Annotated in this window: 23 protein-coding genes and 1 pseudogene; 8 read left to right on the top strand and 16 right to left on the bottom strand. The window is 68.8% G+C overall.

Annotation, left to right across the window (positions count from 1 at the left end):
* From B2869_RS00095 to B2869_RS00110, 4 genes and pseudogenes are all read right to left on the bottom strand, one after another.
* Window positions 1–880: pseudogene (locus B2869_RS00095) on the bottom strand (hypothetical protein); the annotation flags it as partial.
* A 143-nt stretch (window positions 881–1,023) separates the two neighbouring features.
* Entirely contained in the window at window positions 1,024–1,947 is a 924-nt protein-coding gene (locus tag B2869_RS00100; protein WP_292761162.1) for a S8 family peptidase, read from the bottom strand.
* Window positions 1,948–2,707: 760 nt separating this feature from the next.
* On the bottom strand, window positions 2,708–3,163 hold the full coding sequence (locus B2869_RS00105) for a hypothetical protein (RefSeq protein WP_021200140.1): 456 nt from the start codon (window positions 3,161–3,163) through the stop codon (window positions 2,708–2,710).
* Window positions 3,160–3,840: an RNA polymerase sigma factor gene (locus B2869_RS00110; protein ID WP_292761169.1), complete on the bottom strand. Its 681-nt coding sequence runs from the start codon at window positions 3,838–3,840 to the stop codon at window positions 3,160–3,162. Before B2869_RS00110 ends, B2869_RS00105 begins: the two co-directional genes overlap by 4 nt.
* Window positions 3,841–3,909: 69 nt before the next feature.
* Between B2869_RS00110 and B2869_RS00115 the strand changes: the two genes are divergently transcribed.
* Window positions 3,910–4,128 carry an SCO4848 family membrane protein gene (locus B2869_RS00115; protein WP_292761171.1) on the top strand — a complete coding sequence of 73 codons (219 nt, stop codon included), beginning with the start codon at window positions 3,910–3,912 and terminating at the stop codon, window positions 4,126–4,128.
* Between the two features lie 33 nt (window positions 4,129–4,161).
* On the opposite strand, the gene B2869_RS00120 is transcribed toward B2869_RS00115, so the two are convergent.
* A complete protein-coding gene (locus tag B2869_RS00120) occupies window positions 4,162–5,475 on the bottom strand; it encodes an MFS transporter (protein ID WP_292761174.1) in 1,314 nt (437 codons plus the stop codon).
* Between the two features lie 74 nt (window positions 5,476–5,549).
* Here B2869_RS00120 and B2869_RS00125 point away from each other — a divergent pair, with 74 nt between their 5' ends.
* The gene (locus tag B2869_RS00125) at window positions 5,550–6,140 is read left to right on the top strand and encodes a winged helix-turn-helix domain-containing protein (RefSeq protein WP_136024575.1); all 591 of its coding nucleotides are present in this window, start codon (window positions 5,550–5,552) and stop codon (window positions 6,138–6,140) included.
* A 14-nt stretch (window positions 6,141–6,154) separates the two neighbouring features.
* On the opposite strand, the gene B2869_RS00130 is transcribed toward B2869_RS00125, so the two are convergent.
* From B2869_RS00130 to B2869_RS00175, 10 genes are all read right to left on the bottom strand, one after another.
* Window positions 6,155–7,264: an FUSC family protein gene (locus B2869_RS00130; RefSeq protein ID WP_031207473.1), complete on the bottom strand. Its 1,110-nt coding sequence runs from the start codon at window positions 7,262–7,264 to the stop codon at window positions 6,155–6,157.
* Between the two features lie 182 nt (window positions 7,265–7,446).
* On the bottom strand, window positions 7,447–8,133 hold the full coding sequence (locus B2869_RS00135; protein ID WP_021200146.1) for a hypothetical protein: 687 nt from the start codon (window positions 8,131–8,133) through the stop codon (window positions 7,447–7,449).
* Window positions 8,133–9,047 (bottom strand): ABC transporter ATP-binding protein, encoded by a 915-nt coding sequence (locus tag B2869_RS00140; protein ID WP_292761184.1) that lies wholly within the window; start codon window positions 9,045–9,047, stop codon window positions 8,133–8,135. The genes B2869_RS00135 and B2869_RS00140 overlap by 1 nt, the downstream gene beginning before the upstream one ends.
* Window positions 9,044–9,433, bottom strand: a complete 390-nt coding sequence (locus tag B2869_RS00145; protein WP_029264725.1) for a GntR family transcriptional regulator — start codon at window positions 9,431–9,433, stop codon at window positions 9,044–9,046. The genes B2869_RS00140 and B2869_RS00145 overlap by 4 nt, the downstream gene beginning before the upstream one ends.
* A gap of 100 nt (window positions 9,434–9,533) precedes the next feature.
* The gene (locus tag B2869_RS00150) at window positions 9,534–10,244 is read right to left on the bottom strand and encodes a FadR/GntR family transcriptional regulator (RefSeq protein ID WP_292761191.1); all 711 of its coding nucleotides are present in this window, start codon (window positions 10,242–10,244) and stop codon (window positions 9,534–9,536) included.
* 34 nt (window positions 10,245–10,278) lie between these two features.
* Complete coding sequence (locus B2869_RS00155) at window positions 10,279–11,721, bottom strand: APC family permease (protein WP_292761194.1); 1,443 nt, start codon at window positions 11,719–11,721, stop codon at window positions 10,279–10,281.
* 49 nt (window positions 11,722–11,770) lie between these two features.
* Window positions 11,771–12,550, bottom strand: a complete 780-nt coding sequence (locus tag B2869_RS00160) for a carbon-nitrogen hydrolase family protein (RefSeq protein WP_292761197.1) — start codon at window positions 12,548–12,550, stop codon at window positions 11,771–11,773.
* A 109-nt stretch (window positions 12,551–12,659) separates the two neighbouring features.
* Window positions 12,660–13,175 carry a GbsR/MarR family transcriptional regulator gene (locus tag B2869_RS00165; protein WP_292761199.1) on the bottom strand — a complete coding sequence of 172 codons (516 nt, stop codon included), beginning with the start codon at window positions 13,173–13,175 and terminating at the stop codon, window positions 12,660–12,662.
* 10 nt (window positions 13,176–13,185) lie between these two features.
* A complete protein-coding gene (locus tag B2869_RS00170) occupies window positions 13,186–14,037 on the bottom strand; it encodes an ABC transporter permease subunit (RefSeq protein ID WP_292761201.1) in 852 nt (283 codons plus the stop codon).
* Window positions 14,038–14,805: 768 nt separating this feature from the next.
* Complete coding sequence (locus B2869_RS00175; RefSeq protein WP_292761203.1) at window positions 14,806–15,798, bottom strand: ABC transporter ATP-binding protein; 993 nt, start codon at window positions 15,796–15,798, stop codon at window positions 14,806–14,808.
* Between the two features lie 90 nt (window positions 15,799–15,888).
* Here B2869_RS00175 and B2869_RS00180 point away from each other — a divergent pair, with 90 nt between their 5' ends.
* The 4 genes from B2869_RS00180 to B2869_RS00195 all read left to right on the top strand — a co-directional run bounded on the left by B2869_RS00180 (window position 15,889) and on the right by B2869_RS00195 (window position 20,711).
* Window positions 15,889–17,100, top strand: coding sequence for a class I SAM-dependent methyltransferase (locus B2869_RS00180; protein WP_292761205.1), 1,212 nt, complete (start codon window positions 15,889–15,891; stop codon window positions 17,098–17,100).
* A gap of 353 nt (window positions 17,101–17,453) precedes the next feature.
* Window positions 17,454–18,755 carry a quaternary amine ABC transporter ATP-binding protein gene (locus tag B2869_RS00185; protein ID WP_021200153.1) on the top strand — a complete coding sequence of 434 codons (1,302 nt, stop codon included), beginning with the start codon at window positions 17,454–17,456 and terminating at the stop codon, window positions 18,753–18,755.
* The gene (locus tag B2869_RS00190) at window positions 18,755–19,750 is read left to right on the top strand and encodes an ABC transporter permease (RefSeq protein WP_292761210.1); all 996 of its coding nucleotides are present in this window, start codon (window positions 18,755–18,757) and stop codon (window positions 19,748–19,750) included. Before B2869_RS00185 ends, B2869_RS00190 begins: the two co-directional genes overlap by 1 nt.
* A gap of 52 nt (window positions 19,751–19,802) precedes the next feature.
* A complete protein-coding gene (locus tag B2869_RS00195) occupies window positions 19,803–20,711 on the top strand; it encodes a glycine betaine ABC transporter substrate-binding protein (RefSeq protein ID WP_292761213.1) in 909 nt (302 codons plus the stop codon).
* 97 nt (window positions 20,712–20,808) lie between these two features.
* On the opposite strand, the gene B2869_RS00200 is transcribed toward B2869_RS00195, so the two are convergent.
* Window positions 20,809–21,696, bottom strand: coding sequence for a MurR/RpiR family transcriptional regulator (locus B2869_RS00200; protein ID WP_021200156.1), 888 nt, complete (start codon window positions 21,694–21,696; stop codon window positions 20,809–20,811).
* Between the two features lie 103 nt (window positions 21,697–21,799).
* Between B2869_RS00200 and B2869_RS00205 the strand changes: the two genes are divergently transcribed.
* The gene (locus tag B2869_RS00205; protein ID WP_029258833.1) at window positions 21,800–22,984 is read left to right on the top strand and encodes a C45 family autoproteolytic acyltransferase/hydolase; all 1,185 of its coding nucleotides are present in this window, start codon (window positions 21,800–21,802) and stop codon (window positions 22,982–22,984) included.
* A gap of 34 nt (window positions 22,985–23,018) precedes the next feature.
* Window positions 23,019–24,662 (top strand): ABC transporter substrate-binding protein, encoded by a 1,644-nt coding sequence (locus tag B2869_RS00210; protein WP_292761220.1) that lies wholly within the window; start codon window positions 23,019–23,021, stop codon window positions 24,660–24,662.
* Window position 24,663 lies beyond the last annotated feature (1 nt).

Raw genomic sequence — 24,663 nt, forward strand, 5'->3', positions numbered from 1 at the left:
GCTTCGCCCGCTGCTGCGCCTCGAGGCGCACCGCTTCGGCACGCGCCGCCCACCCGTGATTCCCGAGTGCGGTGAAACGTCGGGCGGCGGTGCGGGCCGCCCGCTCTGCGGCGGCGGGATCATGTCGCAGCAGCGAGCGGGCGAGGTGGAATTCCGCCTCGCCCCTGGCTTGCCGCATCCGCTGCGCGCCGAACTGGGCGGCGACCTGTTCGAGCAGCGCTTCGGCCTCGGTCGTGAGGCCCGCGTCGCGCAGCACCTCCGCCCGATCGAGGTCGCTGATCGCCGCGGCGAGGTCGCTGATCGCGGCGAGCTTCGGACGGGAACGGGTCATCAGGGTGAGCGCGGTGACGAGGTCGCCCCCGAGCAGCGCCGCATAACCGAGATTGTGCCGCGCCTCGGCCAGGGGCTCGTCATCGTCGTTCGCCTCGTACACGGCCACCGCGCGCCGCAGATCCTCGACGCAGGTCTCGAGTTCGCGCTGCTGCATCCGCACCACCGAACGGTTCATCAGACAGTTCGCGAGCTCGGTGGTCTCGTCTCCGATCGCCGTGAGCGTGTCGATGGCGCGGGTCAGTTCGACTTCCGCCTCGGCCAGCCGTCCGCCGTGCATGAGAAGTGTGCCGAGCTGGCCGCTGAGCACCGTGATCGTCTCCGCACGGAGGCCCGTTCGGCCGAGGGCCTCGCGGCACAGCTGCTCGGCGGCCGCGGGCTCTCCGGTCTGCGCGAGCACGTAGGCGACCGTGCCGTCGATGCGCGCGCGGAGGTCGGGGTCGTCGGTGCGGGTGGATGCCGTGTCGAGCGCGCGTCGTGCCTGCGTGAATCGTCGGGCGTTCGCCGCTTCGACGCCGCGCCGGTGCAGCTCGATCGCGGACAGGGGCATCCCTCCAGAATGCCGTGCGTCGGGTCTGCAAGGGAAGAGCCCGGATTCCACGGAGCACCCCGCGCACCAGGACGGGCCGCCCGCATCGGTACGGACGGCTCGTCCCGGGGGTACATCAGGCCGGGTGCATCAGGCGCGATCGATCAGGCGGAGTCCACGGGATCCGGAAGCGACTTCAGCACCGCGGCGACGGCTTTCGCCGCGGCTCCGGGGCTGACACCGCCGACCGGCACGGTGCCGAGCTGCGCGGCGACGCGCGCGGCCACGTACGGGGCGGAGAAGGAGGTGCCGCTCCAGATCGCGAATCCGCCGCGATAGTCGTCGGGGTCGATCGTCTCGCGGCGGAGACCGTCGACGTCGGCCCTCGTCACCGCCTGGGTGCCGCCCACGAACGCGGGTGACGTGCTCACCACGGCCGCGCCCGGTGCATAGACCCGGACCCAGGGGCCGATGTTCGAGAAGAGGGCGACCGACTGCGCCGACGGATTGAGAGCTCCGACCGACACGAGCGGCGCGTCCTTGTCGGGGTGGATGCCGTTGTCGGCACCAGGCCAGGGCCAGAGCGACGCGGGGAAGGAGGGGCGGTCGATCGCGTCGTTCCCGGCCGAGCACACCACCACGCATCCGAGCTCGCGCGCCTTGGCGAGCAGCTGGTACAGCGTGAGGCTGAAGAGTCCGTCGGTCGGTGTCTCGTGGTAGTAGCTGAGCGACAGGTTCAGCACATCGATCGGGAAGCCCGTGTTCGGATCCTCCCGGTGGCGGGCGAGCAGCGTCACGACCTGGGCGACGGTCTCGAGCAGGGTGCTCTCGTCGACCACTCCGAGGGCTCCGGCCACCCGGATCGAGAGGATGTCGGCATCCGGGGCCGCCTGTCGGACGAGCCCGGCGATGAAGGTGCCGTGCCCGGCGACCGCGTCGATCTCGCCGTCGAGCTGCCCGTACAGGTCGGGGTAGCGCTCCGGGTCGGCGTCGTCGGTCAGCCCCACCGGCACACCGTCGAGGTCGACAGTGCGGGTGACGATGTCGGCGGGCAGCCAGGCGTGTTCGCCGCAGCCGGTGTCGAGCACCGCGACGACGGGCCGCCGTCCGCGCTTCGGAGCGGACCCGCGCACCGGAGCGGGGCCCAACCAGGTGACGGGCTGTCGCGCGCCGCGTCCGGGCTCGAGGTAGTCGTCGCTGCCGCCCGCGCCCCCTCCGGCGCCCCCCCCCCGGGTGGGGGGGGGGGGAGGGGTGGGGGGGGGGGGGGGGGTGGGGCCGGGGGGNNGGGTTGGTGCGCGTGAACGGGTTGGTGCGGGTGAACGGGTTCGTCCGGGTGAACGGATTGAGCCCGACCGGGTCGATGGACAGTACGTGGTCGAGGCTCGTGCGCGGCATCGTGGAGCGGGACATGCGGCGGGCGCGCTGGAGCACACGCCAGGCGTCGGGTGCGACGGGCGATTCGCCGCGGACCGGTTCGTCGGGGGTGCGCAGCCGTGCGCGCAGGAAGCCGGGGACTCCCGGAACCAGCTCGCCGTCGAGTGCCGAGCGGGTGCCGTCCTCGATCTCGAGCTGCCATCCGAAGGTGTCGGCTGCATCACGCAGGGTGCGCACCTCGCGGTCGTAGGCCTCTTCGTCGCCGAGGGCGCGGGTGATCAGCAGCCGCTCCGGCAGGTACGCCGTCGGAAACGCGCGGATGCCGTCCACCGGTTCCGTGCTCGGGTCGAGTGCCGTGCCTCGGCGGATCGATCCCTCCGCGCGGTCCTGCCAGGTCCATCCCTTGGGCTGATCCATGCGTCATCCTCTCCGTGCGGGTCGCCCCGCGTCCTCATCGACGGGCGGTGCCCGCGATCACAGCTCGAACTGCGGGGTCGCGAGGGTGCGCGTCTCGTCCCCGATCACGGTCGTCAGGCTCACGCGTGTGAGGCCGGGAGGCACATCGTCGAACACGAAGCGTCCTGTCTCCTCCGGCGAGACCGACCGTGTCTTCTCGCCCTGCGTCAGCACGATCTCCGCGGCAGCGGTGTCGACCCAGCCGTCGACGCGGCGGTGACCGGACGCGGTGGTCGTCACGTGCAGCAGGATGCTCGTGGAGCCGTCGCTGAACTGCAGGGTGAGCGCATCCGCTTCGCCCCGCACCGCGCCGAACTGTCCCTCCACGAGGGTCAGAAGCGCGTACTCGCGGTTCAGGCCGTCGGCGGCGACCGCGGCGACCATGCGATCGATCAGGCCGGCGGGCATCGGATCGACCTCGCTCCACAGGGAGCGGAGCCGGGCGAACATCTGGGCATCCTCATGCTCGGTCATGCGAGTCCCCCTGTCTGCGCTGCCGGCGGCGCGTCCAGCAGGGCGCGCAGCTTGGCGAGGCACCGATTGCGTGTGGGGCCGATGCTTCCGATGGGCATGGCGAGGTCGCTGGCGATGCGCGCATAGTCGGGGCGATCCTCGAAAGCGATCACACGCAGCAGCTTCTGGCAGCGTTCGTTGAGGCGGCGCACGGCCGACCACAGGCGACGGTTCTCGTCGCCGAGCGCCGCGTGCTCCTCAGCCGAGGCCTGCTCGGGAAGAAGCGTGTCGAGGTCGTCTGCTTCGGCCGTGTCGACCTTGCCATGCGCCTTCGCGACCTTCCAGGCCTCGCGGCGCGCGGTGGTCGTGAGCCAGGCAGACACGGCGCGAGGATCGCTGATCGACCCGTGACCGCGGACGAGCTGCAGCCACGTGGTCTGCACGACGTCTTCGGCGAGCGTGCGTTCGAGCCCGTACGCGCGCACGACGTGCCAGAGCACGGGCGTCATCAGCCGTACGAGCTCGTCCATCGCGCGGCCGTCGCTCTCGCGCCATGCACCGAACAGATCCGCGGCGCGCTCCCAGCGTGCGCGCCCGTCGTCCGAGGCAGGATCGTGAGCGGTGCCGGGTGCACCGTCGATCATGAAGCCCATTGTGATCACACCTACCAGGAGCGCGGCAAGGGCTTTCTGATACATGTCTGCATCCAAGAATCCCGCGGCTCCCCGGTGGGTCGCGCGCATAGGTGACGCCGATAGCGTGGAGGGGTGATCCCCCTCGCCGTCGTGCTCTTCCTCAATGCCGCCTTCAACGCTCTCGTCTGGCCGCAGTTCTACAAGCGCGTCGCCAAGGATCCGCGGGCGCGGGATGAGAACGGCAGGGCCACCGCGTTCCTCAAGGTGCACGCGGTGCTCATCGGGATCGCGCTCGCGCTCGCCCTGGTCTCCCTGCTCGCCGGCATCGCGGCGCTGACCGGCGTTCTCTAGGCCGGAAGGGTCGGGCCTCACCGCCGCGCGGCGTCAAACCGTCTCGTACTGCTTCGCGTGCGCGGCCCAGCCTGACTCGACCGGGAGCGCCCGCAGCGCACGGTTGCTCACGGCGAGCACGACCGAGATCAGGCACAGTGCGGCGCAGATCAGGATGGTCCACTCCCTCCCGATCCACGCGAGCCCGAAGCCCGCGATGAGCGGTGCGAGCGGCATCGCACCCATGCCGAGGACTCCGGCGGCGCTGTTGGCACGACCGAGCAGATGGCTCGGGGTGGCGACCATGAAGTAGCCCATCATCCCGGCGTTGAGCGCGGGGATCAGGAGAACCGAGGCGCCGAGCACCACCGCGATGGCCCAGGGATCGGTCACCATCGAGAGGGCGATCGCGCCGATCGAGACGACCGTGAGTCCGGCGATGGTCAGGACGCCGGCCTTGATCCTCGGCACGAGCAGCGGTGCACAGACCGCGCCCACGAGCATCACGGCTCCGATCGACGCGCTCAGGGTGCCGATCAGCAGCTCGGAGTAGCCGTCCTGCTGGAGGGCGTAGATGATGGTCGTGATCGTGGCGTTGAAGCCGAGGTTGATGACCGTCGTGATGAGCAGCACTCCGCCGAGGTCGGGGCGGGAGAGCAGCCAGCCGAATCCCTCGCGCAGTTCCGCCCAGGCGTTCGGCTTCACGGCCACACCGGGCTCGACGACGGTACTCAGCTCGGCGACGTCATCCGCACCCGTGTCGATCATCCCAGCACGGCGCACCTGACGCCCCAGCATCCACGCGGTCAGGGCCGCGATCGCGTGACACAGCGTCATGACCACGCCGACGAGCCATCCGCCCACGCCCAGCAGCAGGCCGCCGAGCGGACCGCCTGCGAGCTGGAGAGCGGCATCGCGTCCCTGGTTCGCGGCTTGGGCACGGCCCATCGCGTCGTCGGGCACGATCTCCTTGATCGCACTCTCGCCCGCGACGTCGAAGAGCCCACTGCGCGCGGCGAGCAGCACGTCGATCACCAGCAGTGACCCGAACGTCATCGCATCACCGAGGGCGAGAAGGGTGAAGCCGCCCGCGAGCACGATGCCGATGAGGGAGCCGAGGAGCATCAACGCGATGCGGCGGTGGCGGTCGGCCAGCACGCCGCCGGCCAGGGTCATGAGGAGTCGGGCGACCATGCCGGCACCGCCGATGATGCCGGCCTGGGCGGGATCGTTCGTCACGATCAGTGCGAGCAGGGGGATGGCGAAGCCGAACAGCGAGGCCGCGAGGCCCTTGCTCGTGTCGCTCACCAGCCAGGTGAGGTATCGGGTGTTGCGCCACAGGCGGTGGGGCGCGGTGACGGTGGTCATGTCTTGAGAATAGATGCGCAAGAACTATTGCGCAACTCTTATTGCGCAATTCTGGGTGCGGGTAGGATCGGCACATGACGGAGGACACCGCGAAGAGCACCAGCGACGATCCCGTCTGGATGACCTCGGCCATGCTCAAGGCCTACTCGCACCCACTGCGGCGCCAGATGATCCGGCTGTTCTCGCGGCGGGAGTTCCTCCGCGCCGCCGATATCGCGACGGAACTGGGCGTGCCGGCGAACAGTGCGAGCTTCCATCTGCGCGCGCTCGCCGACGCCGGGCTCATCGAAGAGGCGCCCGACAAGGCCCGCGATCGGCGCGATCGTGTCTGGACCGGACACAAGGGTGCGCTCAACGTCGGAGGGCCCGAGAGCCCCGTCGCCGACGAGGCTCTCGGCTCTGCGGTGATCGCCGCCCTCGTCGAGGACCATCAGGATCTGATCCGCCGGGTGATGGCCTGGACCCCGGAGTACGTGGCCGGGCGCACGGCCGAGGTGCACGCCGCCTTCACCCAGCGCACCATCCGGCTCACCGAGTCGGAGTTCGACGATGTGATGGTGAAGATCAACGACGTCTTGAGCGCTGCCGATGATGCCCACGACAGTTCCGACTCCGAGGGCCGGTACTGGCAACTGGATCTGATCGCCGCCGACGACACCATCTGACGCGGCTCAGGCTGCTACTCCTCCGCCGGGGCGGGCGTCCCGCTCAGGATCAGGATCCGCCGCAGATGCATGGCGGTGAGCACGCCGGGTCCCATCGACCGCCGGACATCGATGGTGCGGTCGTCGACGGTCTCGAGAAGCAGTCGGATCGCACGGGCCGCCTCGCCGCGAGCGCGGTGATCGTCACTGGACGAGGCGTCACCGCGAGCGATCACGTCGGCGACCGCGTGACAGGCCGCGGACAGGGGATCCGGCAGGGCGGGGTCGAGCGCCAGGCCGGCCGGCCGATCCCAGATGGTGTCGGCGATCTCGTCGGAGATGTCGCGGATGAGGTGCGCGATGCGGTCGAGGGCGGCGAGTTCATCGTGGCTCTGCTGGATCCGGGTGCGATGGCCCTTGGCGCGAGGGTTGCCGCGTCTGCTCTCGTCCGCCTCCGTCAGAGCCGAGCGCAGCGCGGAGGACGTGTCGGCGAGCGAGGCCGCATCGTCGGCCCATTGCTCGTGCTCCGGAGGCCACGACTCCGAGACCGCGGAGCCGATGTCGTGCAGGTGCGCGGCCAGTTGCTCCCGGAAGGCCGCCACCCGCCCGGCTGCCGCGACGGTCAGGGGCGCCGGCGCGATGATGAGGTTCACCAGCAACCCGACGATCACCCCGACGGCCGTCTGGGTCAGGTAGCCGAGCGAGTAGTCATCGGCGTCCTGCCCGCCGATGATCAGCACGAACAGCGCGGCCATCGGCACGTACTCGCGACCGACACCGAACCAGCCCGTGCCGGAGAGCAGCACTCCGACCCCGACCACCAGCGGGATGCTCCACCAGGTCGGGCCGATCGTCAGCACCACGATCGTGGCGAGCCCGATGCCCGTGGCGAGGCCGAGCAGCGTCTGCAGACTCGACTTCGCCGAACCCATCAGCGTCGGGTACATGCTCAACAGGGCCCCGAGCGGAGCGTAGTAGGGGTACTCGTCGGTGACCCCGGGCATGTGCGGGGCGATCATCCAGGCCAGTCCGACCGCGAGGGTCGTCTTGGCGACGAGCAGGAGGCGGGCGGGGCGGACGGCGTCGTGGAGTGCGCGTTGGACTCCTGCTCGTCGTACCCGGAGCCGGGTGCGGGTCTGTGGCACGGCGTCCTCTCGGTCGGGGTGGGCGCGGTCGGGGCGTGTGCGGTAGGGGCGGGTGGTTCCGCGAGCCTATGCGTCCTGTGCGTCGGGGGCGAGCGGGTTGCGTCCTCGGGGACGTACGGGTAGCGCGCACACGCGACGCCGGCCGCCCGGGAGGGCGACCGGCGTCGACGAGGCGGTCGGATCTAGGGGATGGCTCTGCGGAAGGCGAGGAACGAGACGCCCATGAGGGCCGCGGTGACCACGAGGCCCCACAGCGCGAGGCCGAGGGCCCCCAGATCGCCGATCCCGGTCCAGACCTGTCCCCACAGCTCGAGCCTGGTCACGAGGTACACGATTCCGACGAGGATAAGTGCCAGCGCGATCCACGTGATCGTCAGGACCGTCAGCCCCCAGCTCTTGTAGATCGTGGCGCCCGTGAAGCCGACCACGAAGAAGAACAGCGCGAGCGTGAAGTAGACGATGAAGGCCCCGAGCGGTCCCGCCTCCCATAGCCACGGAAGATAGAACACCCAGCCGTTCACGCCGTAGCCGTTCGTGGCGACCTCGATGCCCCCACCGACCAGGAAGAGTGCGCCCATGAACGTGCTGGCGAGCACCGCGGTCAGCATCGTGCCGAAGAAGAACTCGCGACGTGTGATGCTCATCGCCTGGGAGAACGGGAACGTGAGCGTCATCGCCGACAGCCCGATGGCGAAGAAGTACCAGAGGGGCGCCTGGCCGCCGCCGCCGTATTTAGGGGAGTCCCCCGGGATCATCGCGTAGATCAGCACCGAGATCAGTGTTGCTCCGGCGAGGACGATCAGCGGGACCCAGATGAACGTCTGTCGATTGATCATCTGCAGGCGGATGACGTTGAGCGTGCGTCGCATCAGCGCACCTCCTCTTTCGTGGCGGCCGATCTCGTGGAGTCGGCCTCGGCCTTCTGGGTGAGGCGCACGATCAGCTGCTGCAGCGAGACCGGCGCGAGGTCGAGCCCGGAGGCCGTGATCTCCGCACGCTCCGCCGGGGACACGGCACCGAGGACGGTGACGGAGGCCACGCGGCCGAGCGCCTCACGGTGCAGCACCTCGCGGGCTCCCACCCAGGCGTCGACCTTCGCGGCGTCACCCACCACGGTCACGGCGCGGTTACGCACCGCATCCGTGTCCTCGTTCAGGAGGATCCGGCCGTTGTCGATCACGATGACCTTCTCGATGAGGTTGGAGACCTCGTCGATCAGGTGCGACGAGAGGATGACGGTGCGCGGGTGCTCGGCGTAGTCCTCGATCAGACGGTCGTAGAAGATCTGCCGGGCGACCGCGTCGAGGCCGAGGTAGGGCTCGTCGAAGAACGTGATCTCGGCGCGCGAGGCGAGTCCGATGATGACGCCGACCGCGGAGAGCTGTCCGCGGGAGAGCTTCTTGATGGTCTGCTTCATCGGCAGCTGGAACTCGGCGATGAGCTCGTCGGCGAGCGACTGGTCCCAGTTCGGGAAGAACAGGCTCGCAGCCTTGAAGGCGTGCTTGGGGTACGCGTCGTCGGGGTACTTCTGGCTCTCGCGGACGAAGCAGATCCGGCTGAGCACGTGCGCATTCTCATACGGGTGCTCGCCGAACACCTTCACGGTGCCGGACGATTCGAAGTTCTGGGCCGTGAGGATCGACATGAGTGTCGTCTTCCCTGCCCCGTTGCGACCGAGGAGGCCGTAGATGGCGCCACCCTCGATGGCGAGCGACACGTTGTCGAGGGCTCGCTTCTCCTTGTAGCGCTTGCTGAGGTTCTGCACCTCGATGACGGTGGTCATGCGGGGTTCTTCCCTTCTGCGTCGGTGGTCAGTGCGGCGCGCTGCCGGAGCAGGGCCGCGAGGTCTTCGGCGCCGAGCCCGAGCGTGCGGGCCTCGGCGAGGAGCGGGTCGATGTAGCGGTCGGCGAAGGCGGCACGGCGCTCGCCGAGGAGCAGCTCCCTGGCGCCGTCGGCGACGAACATGCCGATGCCTCGGCGCTTGTAGAGCACTCCCTTGTCGGTGAGCATGGCGACTCCCTTCGCTGCGGTGGCGGGGTTGATGCGATAGAACGCGGCCAGCTCGTTCGTGGAAGGGGCCTGCGCCTCCTCGGCGAGCGAGCCGTCGACGATCGAGTCCTCGATCTGCTCGGCGATCTGGAGGAAGAGCGGCTTGCCTTCTTCGATCACGAGTCCTCCGCTGGGTTAGTGGGTTACTTACTCGACTAAGTAACCATGCAACCCGCGCGGGTGTCAAGAGGGTGGGGGAATCCGAACTGTCGGGGTGACGTCAGACCGGCGGAAGGCCGATGTACATGGAGGAGTGCAGTTCGGCGACATGGTCGAAGGCGAGACGGCTCGCCGACGCGGCATCGCCCTCACGAAGGGCCTCGACCAGTCGGGCGTGCTCCTCGTTCGAGGAGCGCAGATACTCGATCCGGTAGGGGATGAAGTAGGCGTAGAGCTCATGCGACACCCGGTGGTGCAGATCGGCCGCCGCGCGAACGCCGGACGCCTCGGCCAGCCCTGCGTGGAACGCGGCATCGGCCGTGCGGAAGCCGGTCCAGTCCGAGGCTGCCCGCATCTCGTCGACCAGCGCGTCGAGACGAGCGAGCGCCTCGGCGTCCTGGCGCGCGCTGACCAGGGTTGCGAGACCGGCCTCGAGGGTCGCGCGCTGATCGATGAGGGCGTGCACGTGCGCCGCGTCTGCACGGTAGGCGTCGATCTCGACGACGGTGCCGATCGTCGGGATGTCCGCGATGAACGTGCCGCCCGCGTGTCCGGGGCGTCGCACCACGACCCCCTCGTCACTCAGCTGGCGGTACGCCCTCCGCACCGTCATCTCACTGACCTCGAACGCGCGCGCCGTGTCTTCCGGCCCCGGCAGTCGTTGCCCCGGGGTCAGCATGCCGAGCTCGACCGCGAGGGAGATGCGCGCGCGCACCGTGTCGACGGCCGTCGTGCGGCGGATCGAGCCGAGGGCGGGGGAGGCCAGGTCCATCGCACGCCCCTCGTCTCGTTTCGGGCGGCGCCGTTCAGCCCGCCTGGTGTTCCTCGACCGGACTGGTCTCGAGCCGGAATCGCCCACCCCACACGATACCGATGAGCATGGCCACAACGGGCACGAGGGCGAGTACGACGCTCACGGCGACGCTTCCGCCGGTCACGAGCGTGAAGTTCGACAGCACGAGCCAGAGGGCGAACGCGAGGCCGACGACGGCGAGGACGGGGAAGACGCGCGCCCCCCAGAAATGGCCGGCGGCGAGCTCGGGTCGGCGGACGAAGAAGACCAGCACCGCGATCGAAGTCGTGAGCATCAGCAGCACCATGCCGACGGTGGCCACGCCCGCCATGGAACCGAATACGCCGACGAGCGGGTCGAGCCCGAGGAGCGCGAGCGCAGCCAACAGGATCGCCGCCGTGATCGTCTGCACGACCGACGAGAATGCCGGTGAATGATGGGAGGCGTGGCGGCGACCGAGCCGGGCGGGCAGCACGGCCTTCTGCGCGAGGGTGAACTGGTAGCGGGCGATGACGTTGTGGAACGAGAGCACGCACGCGAACAGGCTCGTGATGAGCAGCACCTGCACGACATCGCGCAGGATGGGGCCGAGGTATTCCGTGGTGGTGTCGAGGAGCAGGTTGCCTTCGCCGGCCAGTGTCTGCTGAGCGACCGCGACTGCGTTGCTCGCGCCGACCCCGGTGACGAGTGCCCAGCATGAGATGGCGTAGAACACTCCGATGATGATGACCGCGAGGTAGGTCGCGCGCGGAATGGTCTTCTCGGGATTGCGGGCTTCGTCGCGGAACACGGCAGTGGCCTCGAAGCCGATGAATCCAGTGAGCGCGAACAGCACGGCGACTCCGATCCCGCCGGAGAACACGTACGACGGGTCGAACGTCTCGAGCGCGATGCCTTCTGCTCCACCCGTGGAGAAGATGACCACGTCGAGGATCACGACAACCAGGATCTCGAGTGCGAGGGCCACGCCCAGCACCTTGGCGCTCAGATCGATGTGGCGGTATCCGAGTACAGCCACGACGGCCATCGTCGCGAAGGAGTACAGCCACCATGGCAGGCTCGGACCGCCGAAGAAGGTCACGAGGTCGTCGACAGCCCAGCCCATGTATCCGTAGATGCCGACCTGGATCGCGGTATAGGCCACGAGTGCAGTGAACGCTGAGCCGAGCCCGAACCGTGAGCCGATGCCGGCGGTGACGTAGGAGAAGAACGCACCTGCTTCCTTCACGAAGGGCGTCATCGTGACGAATCCCACCGAGAAGACGAGCAGGATGATGGCAGCGAGTGCGAAGCCGATCGGGGCTCCGGGGCCGTTGCCGGCGCCGATCGCGATGGGTACATTGCCGCCGATGACGGTGAGCGGAGCGGCCGCGGCGATCACCATGAAGACGATGGCTCCGGTGCCGAGGCGGCCGTGGAGGCGCTGGCGCGGCTCGGTGAGGGGGGAAACGGTCATGGTGTCGCTTTCGCAGAGGTCCGACGAGCGGAACGAGGGAGGCGGGCGTTCAGTACAGCTCGGGGCGGCGATCGTCGAGGTAAGGGTTCTCCTGGTGGGCGCGTCGGGTCGCGGCGGGGTCGATCGAGGCGATCATCAGGCCGGGCTCGTGAGCGCCGAGGGAGGCGAGAATCGTGCCGTCCGGGCCGACGATGCTGCTGCGACCGACATAGGTGAGGTCGCTTTCTGCTCCGACCCGGTTCACGTAGACGACATGGATCTGGTTCTCCCAGGCGCGGACCGGGATGAGCCGCTCGGCGATGTGCGCGTAAGGTTCCATCTGCGCCGTCGGCACGATGACCACATCCGCACCGCCGAGCGACGCCCGACGCACGGTCTCGGGAAACTCGACGTCGTAGCAGATGAGGAAGGACACGCGGACTCCGTCGATCTCGACGGTGTCGGGGAGGGTGTCGCCCGCGACGAAGAGGCTGTGATCGAGGGACCCGAACAGGTGGGTCTTCCGGTAGCGCAGCACCTCGGTGCCGTCGCGCTCGACGAAGAGGAGGGAGTTCGCGATGCCGCCGTCGGCCATCGGCTCGGGGAGCCCCGCGACGATTGCGATCCCCGCCTCCTGCGCGATGCGCGCGACGCGGGCGAAGAGCTCCGGTGTTGCCAGCGCGGCGAGTCTGTCGCCGATGTTGTATCCGGTCACGAACATCTCGGGGGTGACGAGGATGCGAGCACCGGACGAAGCGGCCTCGCGCGCCGCGCCGGCGATCGCGGCGAGGTTGGCATCCACATCGCCGGGCGTGCCGTGATGCTGCAATCCGGCGATGGTCAGGGTCATGCGATGGCTCCTCGTGCGTCGATGCACTCATCAAACAGCTCAAAATGATCTATTTGATATCCATTGTGTGTCGATCCTGTTACCTGCGCAAGCCCTGTGGGCGCTGCGGTCAGTCGCCGTCGCGGCGGTGCTCGCGCCAGTCCTCGACGATCTGCAGCATGCGCACGGAGAGGAAGCGGAAGAATTCGGCCAGTTCGACGGCCCGGTCATGCGCGCCCTGGTCGTCGTCGTGCGCGGCGGCGATGTCGTCGATGTACTCCGACAGGCGCGAGTACACCGGCATGTTCCCGACGATCGAGCTGTAGAACGGATCGTGCACGAACTCGTAGCGGTCGCGCCGGTCGCCGGGTCGTGAGCGGCGCTGGATGAAGTGCAGCTGCTGCAGGTAACGCACCGCACCGGAGACGGCGGCTGCCGAGACCCCGAGGCGCTCGCCGAGCTGGGCGGCGGTGTATCCGCCCTCGGGGGCGGCGATCAGCGCCATCATCACGCGGGCGGGCATGCGTGGCATCCCGGCCGCGGTCATCATGGCCGCGGCCTGCTCAGCGGGTTCCATCCCGCGGTGGGAGTCGCTGTGGCGAATCGACGCCTCGGGGTCGAGGTCGTCGGTGCTGTCGTCGGCCATCGGAGTCCTCCTATGCTCCGGGGGCGAGTTCGCGCCGCCTCATCAGGGCCAGGGATCCTGCAGCTCCAGCGGCCAGCGCGAGCATCAGCCACCAGAGGCCGCGCACGTCCACGCCGCTGCCGTCCACCACGGGGGTCACGGCGAAGGGCGAGAGGTTCGCACTCCATTCCGGCAGTCCGAACAGGGGGCCGAACATGCCGAGCAGGGCCGCGAGCAGCACGAGGCTCCACGCCACCGCTGTCGTCGCCCGGGGGAGGAGCACGAACACCAGCGCAGTGAGCACCGCGAAGATCGAGGCCGCGACCGCCTGGCCGAGCCCGGCCACCGCGACGATGCGGTAGAGCGACGCGTCGCCGCCGTTCGACCAGACACCCGCCCAGCCGGCGAGCACCGCGGCGGCGACCACGATCAGCACCGCGACGATCCCGACGATCACGAAGTCGGCGAGCCAGCGCACGCGACCGACCGGGGTGGCGAGCACGGCCTCGGCGGTGCCATGGGCCTCCTCCTGTCGCGCGCGCACCACCGTCTGTACTGCACAGCACGCGGCCAGGATCCCGAGCAGGGTGAAGAACACCGTGACGACGACCTCGTCGAGTCCGCCCGTCGCGCCTCCGATCTTCTTCAGGATGTCGGCGACGGCCGGATTCTCGCCCGAGATCTGGTCGACCAGCCCGCTCAGCGTGGTGGCGAGGATACCCGTGATGGCGCCTCCGATCGCCCAGCCCACGATCGAGCCGGAGGTGAGCCGCCACGCCAGGGCATGGGGCGAGGCGAGGGTCGGTCGTGCCGAGACCCGGCCGAGGCGCTCCGCGACGAAACCGGCAGATGTCGCGCAGCGACTGCAGGGCGACGGCGGCACCGGCGAGCACGAACCCGAAACCGAGCCCGAGCAGCATCGGCCAGACGATATCGGTGTCGTACGGGCGGGTCTGCTCGACCCAGCCGAAGGGGGAGAGCCAGGCGGGCCAGGCGCTCGTCATGCTCGTGAGGTCATCGCTCGGGGTTCCTGCCGCGTTGCCGATGCCGCGGATCAGGAACGTCGCCACGAGCACCCAGACCGTCAGGGAGTTCGCCCCGCGCGAGGTGCGCATGAACTGTGCGGCCAGCAGGCCGATGCCGAGGAATGCGATGCCGCACGACGCGGCCGCAGCTCCGGTGAGGAGCGATCCTCCCGCCGGGAGTCCGGTGGCGACCAGCGCGAGCGTTGTGAGCGCGGCCAGCACGACGTTCGCCAGGATGCCGTGCACGATGGTGGCGATCGTCGGCAGGCGGCGTCCGGCCGGAGTCGCCCACACGAGCTCGGCGCGCCCGGCCTCCTCATCGCCGCGGGTGTGCCGCACGGCGAGGAACGTGCTCATGAGTGCGGCGAGCAGCGCCAGCCACGGCAGCACCTCGAAGGCGAGGAAGGCGCCCTCGGATGTGCCGGAGGGGAGGCCGCGGAACATCAGGATCACCGGGTTCGCGAGCGCCGCGGCCAGGATGTTCTGCCGGTCGGCGAGGGTGGCGTACGACTGGCTGACACCGGCGTACCCCGCGAACGCCATCAGCGCCGTGCCGACGATCCACAGGGTCAGCTGCAGCCGGTCACGCCGCAGCCGCTGTCGGAGCAGCACTCCGAAGGCGCTCATCACGCACGCTCCTTCTGCGCACGCCGCTCGCGGCGGGTGGAGGGGCTCGCGTCGTCCGTCCGACCGTCCTCCGCGGCCTCGAGCGTCGCGAGGTCATCGCCGTAGTGGCGCAGGAACAGCTCCTCGAGCGAAGGCGGCGCGACGCGCAGGTCGCTGATGCCGAGGGCCGCGAGCGCGGGAAGCACGGTGGCCGTGCGGTCGCTGTCGACGGCGAGGCGGATGCGGTCGCCCTGCTGCTCCGGGCTGTGCACATCCGGGATGCGGGCGACCTGCTCGAGGGTGGCTCCGGAGGGGGTGAACGACACGTCACTGCGCGTGAGGTGCCGCAGCTCCGTGAGCGTGCCGGTCTCGACGATGCGGCCGGCGCGGATGATCGACACCCGGTCGCACAACTGCTCGACCTCACTCATGATGTGGCTCGACAGCAGCACGGTCGCACCGTTCGCATGCGCACGGGCGACCTCGCGCTGGAAGATGACCGCCATCAGGGGATCGAGGCCGCTGGTGGGCTCGTCGAGGATGTAGAGGTCGGCGGGCACCGCGAACGCCGCAATGAGGGCGACCTTCTGCCGGTTTCCCTTCGAGTAGGCGCGTCCCTTCTTGCGCGGATCGAACTGGAACGCGTCCATCAGCCGCTTCTTCTCGTGCTGGTAGGCGGGATCCTTGGTGTGCGCTCCCCGCAGCCGGGCGAGCAGATCGACGGCCTCACCTCCCGACAGGTTGGGCCAGACGCTGACGTCACCGGGAACGTACGCGATGCGTCGATGCAGCTCGACCGCGTGATTCCAGGGGTCCTCACCGAACACGGTCGTCTCGCCCCCGGTGCGCCGCGCGAGGCCGAGGAGGACGCGGATGGTGGTCGACTTGCCCGCACCGTTCGGGCCGAGGAAGCCGTGCACCTGGCCGTGTTCGACCGTGAGGTCGAGGCCGTCGAGAGCGTGCACGTGGCCGTAGTGCTTGGTGAGGTTCCGGGTGGTGATGACGGTGGTCATGCGCGGGAGCGTACGCCCGATTCACAAACTTGTGAATCGGGCGAAAACAACGCATGCGAAATCCTTACGGCCGCCGCGTACAGTGGGCTGGTGCCGGAGTTCCCCTACAGCCGCCTGCGCCGCTGGCCCGACGTCGAGGCGGACAACCTCCAGGCTCATGACGCGACCGATCTGCTGCTCGTCGAACGGGCGCTCGCGCTCGATGTCGCCGGCTCCGAGACCGTGGTGATCGGTGAGGAGTACGGTGCGATCACCCTCGCTCTCGTCGCCGCCGGGAGACACGGCATCCGCGTACATCAGGACCTCGCGACCGGTCGGCGGGCTCTGCTGCGCAACGCCGAGGAGCTCGGACTCGCCGTCGTGGACGGCCGAGACGGAGACGAGGACGCCCCGGTGCGGCGCGTCGCCCCGCAACACGCCGAGGGTGAGTCGGATGGTCTGGGTTTCGACGAACCGTTCCGCCTCCGCGAGCTCGATGCCGAACTGCTCACCGGCGCGAAACTGGTGCTGCTGCAGCTGACGAAGGCGCTCGCGGAGCTCGAGGAGATCGCGGATGCGGTCGCCCGCTGGGCGGCTCCCGACGTGGTGCTCGTCGCCGGAGGGCGGGTGAAGCACATGACCCTCACGCAGAACGAGGTGCTGGGACGCAGCTTCGCGCGGGTTCAGCCCCAACGCGCCGAGCGGAAGTCGCGTCTGATCGTGGCGTCGGAAGCCCTGCCGGTCCCGGTCGATCCGCCGTACCCCGTGACCGCGCAGCATGACGGGCTGACCTTGGTCGCCCATGGCGGAGCCTTCGCGGGCGCGCGCCTCGACATCGGCACGCGTGTGCTGCTCGACGCGCTCCGTGCTCAGCCGCCGGCCGCCGCGCCGCGCGTGCTCGATCTCGGCTGCGGCACGGGAGCGCTCGCCGTCTCGTACGCGCTCGCTCACCCCGATGCGCGTGTGACGGCGACCGACCGATCCGCCGCCGCTGTGGCATCCGCGCGGGCGACGGTCGCCGCGAACGGCGTCGCCGACCGGGTCACGGTCACCCATGATGACGCGGCCTCCGAGCTGCCGGACGCCTCCTTCGACGTGATCCTGCTGAACCCGCCGTTCCACCTCGGCGCGAGCATCCACACGGGGGCGGCGACCCGGCTGTTCGAGGCCGCGGCGCGCCTGCTCCGACCGGGCGGCGAACTCTTCACCGTCTACAACTCTTCGCTCGCGTACCGCCCCGAACTCACCCGGCTGGTCGGTGCGACCGTGCAGGTGGAACGCACGCCGAAGTTCACCGTGACACGCAGCATCCGCAGCTCCTGAGAGGGCGGTTCCGGCCTGCGGCCAGCCACGCAGAAGGATTGTTGAATACCCGTGCAATTCCCCGGTCAGCGACGGAAACCCGAGCGTGCCGCGGACCCAGGATTTGCCCCTGATCGGCCATTTCGTTACGTTGGAACGTGGGCCTGACGGCCCGAAGACCAGTCCGCGACCACGTCCTTCTTTCGATGAGCTGTGCTGCGAAGAGGCGTGGACGTACGGTCGATGCTCTATCGCGGCGGATCCGAAATCCGCCGTCTGTGCCGCCACAGCGAACACGTCGAACGGCCCCGAGAGCCTCACCCGGGCGTAACCGAAGCAGGCTCAGCCACCCGAAGGCGAGCCGCGGGGGAAACGTGTCCGAAATCGCTCTCGAAGCGCGCCATCTGTACAAGGTTTTCGGTAAGAATCCGAACACCGCCGTCCGTCGATTGAAAGCCGGTGAGAGCCGTGCCGCCGTCGCGGATGCCGGTACCGCGGCGGTCATCGACGCCAGCTTCACTGTCAACCGCGGTGAGATCTTCGTCATCATGGGGCTGTCCGGATCGGGCAAGTCCACCATCATCCGCATGCTCAACGGCCTGCACGACGTCACCGACGGCACCGTCACCGTCAACGGCGACCCGATCACGGGCATCCCGTCATCGAGGCTCCGCGAGATCCGTCGCGACCGCATCTCGATGGTGTTCCAGCACTTCGCCCTGCTGCCGCACCGCTCGGTCGCCGCGAACGTCGCCTACCCGCTCGAGCTCAAGGGCACTCCCAAGGCCGAGCGTCTGGCCAAGGCGGAGGAGATCCTCTCCCTGGTCGGCCTCGAGGGCCAGGGCGAGAAGCTCCCCTCCGAACTCTCCGGGGGAATGCAGCAGCGCGTGGGAATCGCCCGTGCGCTCGCCGCTGACAGTGACATCCTGTTGATGGACGAGGCGTTCAGTGCCCTCGACCCGCTGATCCGTCGCGAGATGCAGGAGCAGCTGCTCGAACTGCAGCAGAAGCTGCAGAAGACGATCGTCTTCATCACCCACGACCTGAACGAGGCCATGTTCCTGGGCGACCGCATCGCGGTCATGCGCGACGGCCGTATCGTGCAGATCGGCACGCCGGAGGACATCCTGATGGACCCGGCCAACGACTACGTCGAGCAGTTCGTGCAGGACGTCGACCGCGCTCGCGTGCTCACCGCCGCGAACGTGATGGAGCGCCCGCGCCCCGTCGTGCCGCACACCGCCGGCCCCCGCACGGCGCTGCGGCAGATGCGCGACGCGTACATGTCGGCCACCTACGTCGTCGGCCGCGACCGGCAGCTCGTGGGCGTCGTGACCGACCGGGATGCGGTCAAGCTCGTGCGCAACGGCGCGACCACCCTCGATTCGATCATCAAGCCCGTGCTGCAGAGCGTGCGCGAGGACGACGTGCTGATGAACCTCTTCGTCCCCGCCGTCGAGTCTCCGCTGCCGCTCGCCGTGATCGACGCCGACGGCCGTCTCGTGGGTGTGATCCCGCGCGTCACCCTGCTCGCCGCCCTCGGCCCCGGGCCCGGCGCGACCGAGGAGATCACCCTGCCGATGATGCCGATGCCCCAGGCCGAGATCGATGCCGTGCTCGATGACGGGTGGACCGCCGACCCGGTCGACGCCCCGACCACGGAGGAGGTGCGCTGATGGATGGCTTCCGCATTCCCATCGGAACCTGGATCGAGTCCGCTGTCGACTGGATCAAGGACAACCTCGACGGCCTGCTCGATGTGATCTCGTTCGTGATGAGCTTCCTCGTCGACGGCCTCACCCGAGCGCTCCTCGCCCCGAACTTCGTGGTCATCATCGTGATCGCCGCACTCATCGCCTGGGTCGTGCGCTCGTGGCAGCTCGCGATCGGCACGATCGTGTCGTTCGCGCTGATCGTGGGGATGGACCTCTGGGTCCCCGCCATGCAGACTCTCGCCTTGGTGCTCGTCGCCGCCGTGATCGCGGTACTGATCGCCGTGCCGCTCGGCATCTGGTCGGCGCGCAACGCCACGGTGCGCGCGGTGCTCAAGCCCGTGCTCGACTTCATGCAGACCATGCCGGCGTTCGTGTACCTGATCCCCGCGATCGTGTTCTTCGGCATCGGCGTGGTGCCGGGCCTGGTGGCCACCGTGATCTTCGCGCTGCCTCCGGGTGTGCGCCTGACCGAGCTCGGCATCCGTGGCGTCGACTCCGAGACCGTCGAGGCGGGACAGGCCTTCGGTGCGAAGCCCGGCCAGATCCTGCGCGGTATCCAGCTGCCGCTCGCGATGCCGACCATCATGGCCGGCGTCAACCAGGTCATCATGCTCGCCCTGTCGATGGCGGTCATCGCCGGTATGGCCGGCGCGGACGGTCTCGGGAAGATGGTCGTCGAGGCGATCTCGACGATCAACATCCCGAAGGGCGTGGAGGCCGGCCTCGGCGTCGTGCTGATCGCGGTCTTCCTCGACCGCGTCACCGCGGCGCTGGGCGCGCCGGGCGAGAACCGGTCGTCGCTGCTCGGCATGATCGAGCGTCGACGCACTCCGAACGGTGGCGGAACAGCATCCGCTCCCGCTCCCGAGGTCATCGAGCAGCAGGATGCCGCGCGTGAGGCGGAGCGGGTCGAGGCCTCGCCGCGTCGTGCTCCCATCGGTGGCGGAGTGCACTGACTCACACCCCTACGAAACAACACCCATACGGAACGCAAGAGAGAGAAATCACATGAAGAAGAAGATCCTCGCAATCACGGCGCTCGGTGCCGCAGCGGCGCTCACCCTCGCCGGATGCAGCGGCGACGGCGCCGGCGGTACGGGCGGCGGCGACGGCTCGGCCGACGACAAGGGCACGATCACGCTGGGCTTCCTGCCCTCGTGGACCGACGGCCTCAGCACCGCATACCTGCTGCAGGACCAGCTCGAGAAGATCGGCTACACGGTCGAGATGAAGACGCTCACCGAGGCGGGACCGCTCTACACCGGACTCGCGCAGGGTGACGTCGACATGTACCCGTCGGCGTGGCCCGAACTCACCCACGCCTCGTACATGGAGAAGTACGGCGACGACATCGAGGATCTGGGCAAGTACTACGAGAACGCCAAGCTCACGCTCGCCGTGCCCGAGTACTCCGAGCTCACCTCGATCGAGGACCTCGTGGGCAAGGGTGCCGAGTTCGACGGCAAGATCTACGGTATCGAGCCGGGCGCGGGTCTCACCGCCCAGACCCAGAAGATGATGCCCGAGTACGGACTCGACAGCGAGTACGAACTCGTGACCTCGTCGACCGCGGCCATGCTCACCGAGCTGAAGACCGCGACCGACAAGAAGGAGGACATCGTCGTGACGCTGTGGCGTCCGTTCTGGGCCAACGATGCCTTCCCCGTGAAGGACCTCGAAGACCCGAAGGGCGCCATGGGCAAGGCCGAGGGCCTGCACTTCCTGGGCACCAAGGGCTTCGCGGAGGAGTTCCCCGAGGCCGCTGAGCTGATCGAGAAGATCAAGCTCGACGACGCGCAGTACGGCGCACTCGAAGACCTCGTGGTGAACGAGTACGGCGAGGGCAAGGAAGCCGACGCGGTCGACGCGTGGCTGAAGGAGTACGGCGACCAGTTCGACTGGGCCGTCACCAGCTGACGCGAACCCGTCTCAGAGGTGTGCTCCGGTCGCACTTCCTGCCGCTTCCCGGTCCGCCGGGCGACAGGAAGGGCGACCGGAGCTTCTGCGTGGGGGCTCAGTAGCCCAGTCGTGCCCGAACGTCGTTGAGCAGCTGCGAAGAGCGCAGTGCCGCATCGGGGGCGACGGCGGAGATGCCCTGGACCAGCACGTCCGAGATGAGGATCGCCGAGAGGCTCTCGGAGGTCAGCCCTGTGGGGGTGTGCGGTGCGGTCAGGATCGCGTCGACACGGGAGGAGAGCCTCTCGTGGAGCTCGTCGGTCACGAGGATGACGCCGGCGCCCATCAGCTGTGCGTGGTCCAGGAGTACGTCGATGTCGCGGGTGACCCGTCCAGGCGCGAAGATGACGAGGACGTCCTTCGCCCCGAGGTTCAGGACCTCGTCTGCGAGACGGAATCCGTCGGTGCTGAGCCGTCGAGTGGAGAGTCCCGTACGTCGTAGGCGCAGTGCGAGGTTCTCGGCGGCGATCCCGGAGGCGCCGAGGCCGTAGCAATAGATGCTCTCGGCGCGCATGAGCAGCGTGATGGCGGCGGAATACGCGTCGTCGTCGTTCGAGCTGCGGGCGAGTTCGATGAGCGACGCCGCCTCATCCCAGGTCTCCTGCTGGATGCGGGCGAGATCCTGGCCGATGTGCTCGATGCGGGTCTTGAGGCGCACCTCGGGCGAGACGCTGCTCGAGAACGGAGCGGCCACCTCCTGCTTCAGATGTGAGAGGCCCGAGTATCCGAGCTTCTGCAGGGTGCGCACGACGGAGGCGTTCGAGGTGCCGCTCTGGGTGCCCAGTTCGGCGGCGCTCGCATAGAGGATGTGCTCGGCTGACGTCGATGAGAGCACGCGGCAGACGGCGCGTTCGGATTTCGAGAGATCGTTCCACGTCCTGGCGATGCGCGCGCGGAGGCCGGAGAGCGCGGGGTTCTCTGTATCGCTTGTTACAAACGGTTCCATTGCTGTATCATTCTGTTCGAGAGGCGCATCATCCGTAACGGATGATTCAATCATCTCGGGTGCAACCACATTGCGCAACAGGCGCACCTGACAGGGAGGTCACATGGCGGCCATGACACCGATCCGCACGATCGAGATCAGTGGGGCGCCCCGCGAGCGCGGGCGCCGATACGGCGAGGCCGCCGCCGACCTCATCGCCGGCTCGATCGAGTACTACACGGAAGCGCTGACCCAGCAGACCGGCATGAGCTGGGCCGCGATCACGGATTCCGTCTCGCGATGGGTTCCGATCAGCGAGCAGATCGCGCCGCACCTCGTCGAGGAGATGCGGGGGATCGCGGAGGGGGCGGGTGTCGCCTTCGCCGAGATCGTCACGCTGAACGTGCGCGGCGAGTTCGTCTACGACCACCAGGGACCGTCGCGAGTCACGAGCACCACGGTCCGTGCCGCCGACGACGAGCGCGACGACGCCGTCGACGGATGCACGTCGTTCTTCCTGACGGGTGAGGGCAGCGGCACCGGGCACACGCTCGTCGGGCAGAACTGGGACTGGCGCACGCGCACCGCGGGAACGACCCTCATCGTCCGCGTCGTGCAGGATCCGCTTCCCACGGTGATCATGCAGGTGGAAGCCGGGCAGGTGGGACGCCACGGTGCCAACTCCGCCGGCATCTCGTTGAACGCCAACGGGCTCGGGGGGAGCTTCGGAGCGGCGGTCGGCGTGCCGCAGACCCTGATCCGCCGACTCGTGCTCGATCAGGGCGATATCGCGAGCGCGCTCAGGATGCTGGTCAAGACCCGTCCCCATATCGCGAGCAATGCGCTCCTCGCCGACCGCAGCGGATTCGGCATCGACCTCGAGACCACGCCGAGCGGCGTGGACTGGATCTATCCCGAACGCGGCGTGATCGCGCACACCAACCACTTCCAGGCGTCCGTGCCGCCGCAGCTCGCCGGGTCCTACCTTCCGGTGGCAGCGGATTCGCTGCTTCGTCTGCCGCGTGTCCAGGCCGGGCTGGCGGCGGTCGCGCGTGCGGAGAACCCCGAACAGAGCTACGCGCTCGTGCGTGAGGCGATGTCGGATCACCTCGGCTTCCCCGAGGGTGTCTGCACGCATCCGCATCCCGACTCCCCCTCGGTGAAGCAGTGGTCGACGCTCCTCTCGAGCTGTGTCGACCTCACCACCGGCGAGTACCGCGTCGCGAACGGATTCCCCTGCGAGACCGAGTACGAGGTGCTGCCCTGGAACCTCTACGACGGCCCGCACGTCGAACTCCCCTCCCCCTGACCGACAGATTGAGAACCCGAGGAGATAGCGTTCAATGAAGAAGCAGCATCACCCCATCACCGTGACGATCGGCGTGCTCGCCGCCTCGGCATTCGTGCTCGCCGGCTGCAGTTCGGGCTCGAAGGGCGAAGACGGCGACGCCGCGCTCGACGTGCCTTTCGGCGCGACGACACCCGCCGCCTCCGGCCCGCTCGAGAGCGTGACGTGGATGCTCGGCGGAGAGCCGACGACACTCGATGCCGACATCGATGCGACCACCGCCGACGACACGGTTCTCGCGAACGTCTGCGACCGGCTCATGCAGGTGCAGCCCGACCTGACCCTCGGCCCCGGGCTGGCATCGGACGCCGAGTGGACCGACGACACCCATCTCGTCTTCACCATCAGGCAGGGGGCGCTGTTCCACGACGGCAGCCCCGTGAGCACGGCGGACGTCGTGTGGAGCATGCAGCGCCACTCCGAGGACGGTGCCGCCGAATCCGACGAGTACCGGAACGTGGTCTCGATCGAGCAGACCGGCGCCGACCGGATCACCGTCACGACATCGCAGCCGGATGCGATCCTGCTCCAGGCGATGGCGGGCGATGGCGGTATCGTCTGGAACCCGCGTGTGATCGAAGCCGAAGGAGAGGATTTCGGCAGCCCCGGTTCGGCCTCCGCGTGCAGCGGGCCGTACCAGGTGACGTCGTGGGACGCGGGGTCGCAGCTCACCATCACCAGGTTCTCCGACTACTGGGACTCCGACGTCGACGCCCTCACGGACGAGGTCGTCTTCCGATGGGCCGACGAGACCGCGATAGCCAACTCGGTCACGACCGGTGAGGCCCAGGGGTCGTTCCTCGAGAACGCCGGTGCCGCCCGGAGTTTCATCGGCAGCGCCGACGTGTCCGTCTATCAAGGACCCTCGACGAACGCATGGGTGCTCGAAGCGACCGATCGCGGCGCACTGACGGATGAGCGCATCCGTCAGGCCCTCTCGCTCGCCCTCGACCGGACCGGTGTCGCCACGGCTGCCTTCGGCGGTCTCGCCCAGCCATGGAAGACACCCGTCGGTTCGGGAGCATGGGGATACGAGGTCGACACCTTCGAGCAGGCCTACGACGCCCTCGAGGGCGCGCCCGCGAAGCCGAGCGAGGCCGATCTCGCGGCGGCCAAGGACCTGATCGCCGAGGCCGGCGCCCCTTCCGCCCCGATCGTCGTCGCCTCGAACGGCTCCTCGACACACAACGTGATCGCGAATGCGCTGGTCGCCGCGGCGCAATCGATCGGGCTCGAGGCGGAGATCACCGTGATCCCGCAGGTGCAGTACGGTGACTTCTACTCCGACCCCGACCTCCGAGGCCAGGCCGATCTGTGGCCCGACGAGTACTACATCTCGAAGAACGACCCCCTCGGCTTCTACAAGAACGGCGCGTCCGATGCGAGCGTGAACTTCGGCGTCTTCTCCGACCCGGAATACGATGCGCTGGTGGACGAGGGCTACGCCGCGACCGATGACGTCGAGCGCGCCGAGATCACGACAGAGCTGCAGAAGCGCTGGGTGGAGCACGCGGTGTGGATCCCGGTCGTCGCGACGCCGTCGACGCTCATCATGTCGAAGACGGTGACGGGTGTCCCCGCCTCTGCGGCGTTCATCTACTACCCGTGGGCCGTCGATCTCGGCAGCGCGAAGGGGTAGT

The sequence above is a fragment of the Microbacterium sp. UBA3486 genome (assembly GCF_002377845.1).
In the GTDB taxonomy this organism is placed as follows: domain Bacteria; phylum Actinomycetota; class Actinomycetes; order Actinomycetales; family Microbacteriaceae; genus Microbacterium; species Microbacterium maritypicum_A.

Bases quoted from the DNA above. Each gene is read 5' to 3' on its own strand.
- B2869_RS00105 (WP_021200140.1), bottom strand. From the start codon at position 3,163: ATGACCGAGCATGAGGATGCCCAGATGTTCGCCCGGCTCCGCTCCCTG.
- B2869_RS00110 (WP_292761169.1), bottom strand. From the start codon at position 3,840: ATGTATCAGAAAGCCCTTGCCGCGCTCCTGGTAGGTGTGATCACAATG.
- B2869_RS00120 (WP_292761174.1), bottom strand. From the start codon at position 5,475: ATGACCACCGTCACCGCGCCCCACCGCCTGTGGCGCAACACCCGATAC.
- B2869_RS00125 (WP_136024575.1), top strand. From the start codon at position 5,550: ATGACGGAGGACACCGCGAAGAGCACCAGCGACGATCCCGTCTGGATG.
- B2869_RS00135 (WP_021200146.1), bottom strand. From the start codon at position 8,133: ATGCGACGCACGCTCAACGTCATCCGCCTGCAGATGATCAATCGACAG.
- B2869_RS00140 (WP_292761184.1), bottom strand. From the start codon at position 9,047: ATGACCACCGTCATCGAGGTGCAGAACCTCAGCAAGCGCTACAAGGAG.
- B2869_RS00150 (WP_292761191.1), bottom strand. From the start codon at position 10,244: ATGGACCTGGCCTCCCCCGCCCTCGGCTCGATCCGCCGCACGACGGCC.
- B2869_RS00155 (WP_292761194.1), bottom strand. From the start codon at position 11,721: ATGACCGTTTCCCCCCTCACCGAGCCGCGCCAGCGCCTCCACGGCCGC.
- B2869_RS00160 (WP_292761197.1), bottom strand. From the start codon at position 12,550: ATGACCCTGACCATCGCCGGATTGCAGCATCACGGCACGCCCGGCGAT.
- B2869_RS00165 (WP_292761199.1), bottom strand. From the start codon at position 13,175: ATGGCCGACGACAGCACCGACGACCTCGACCCCGAGGCGTCGATTCGC.
- B2869_RS00175 (WP_292761203.1), bottom strand. From the start codon at position 15,798: ATGACCACCGTCATCACCACCCGGAACCTCACCAAGCACTACGGCCAC.
- B2869_RS00190 (WP_292761210.1), top strand. From the start codon at position 18,755: ATGGATGGCTTCCGCATTCCCATCGGAACCTGGATCGAGTCCGCTGTC.
- B2869_RS00195 (WP_292761213.1), top strand. From the start codon at position 19,803: ATGAAGAAGAAGATCCTCGCAATCACGGCGCTCGGTGCCGCAGCGGCG.
- B2869_RS00200 (WP_021200156.1), bottom strand. From the start codon at position 21,696: ATGGAACCGTTTGTAACAAGCGATACAGAGAACCCCGCGCTCTCCGGC.
- B2869_RS00205 (WP_029258833.1), top strand. From the start codon at position 21,800: ATGGCGGCCATGACACCGATCCGCACGATCGAGATCAGTGGGGCGCCC.
- B2869_RS00210 (WP_292761220.1), top strand. From the start codon at position 23,019: ATGAAGAAGCAGCATCACCCCATCACCGTGACGATCGGCGTGCTCGCC.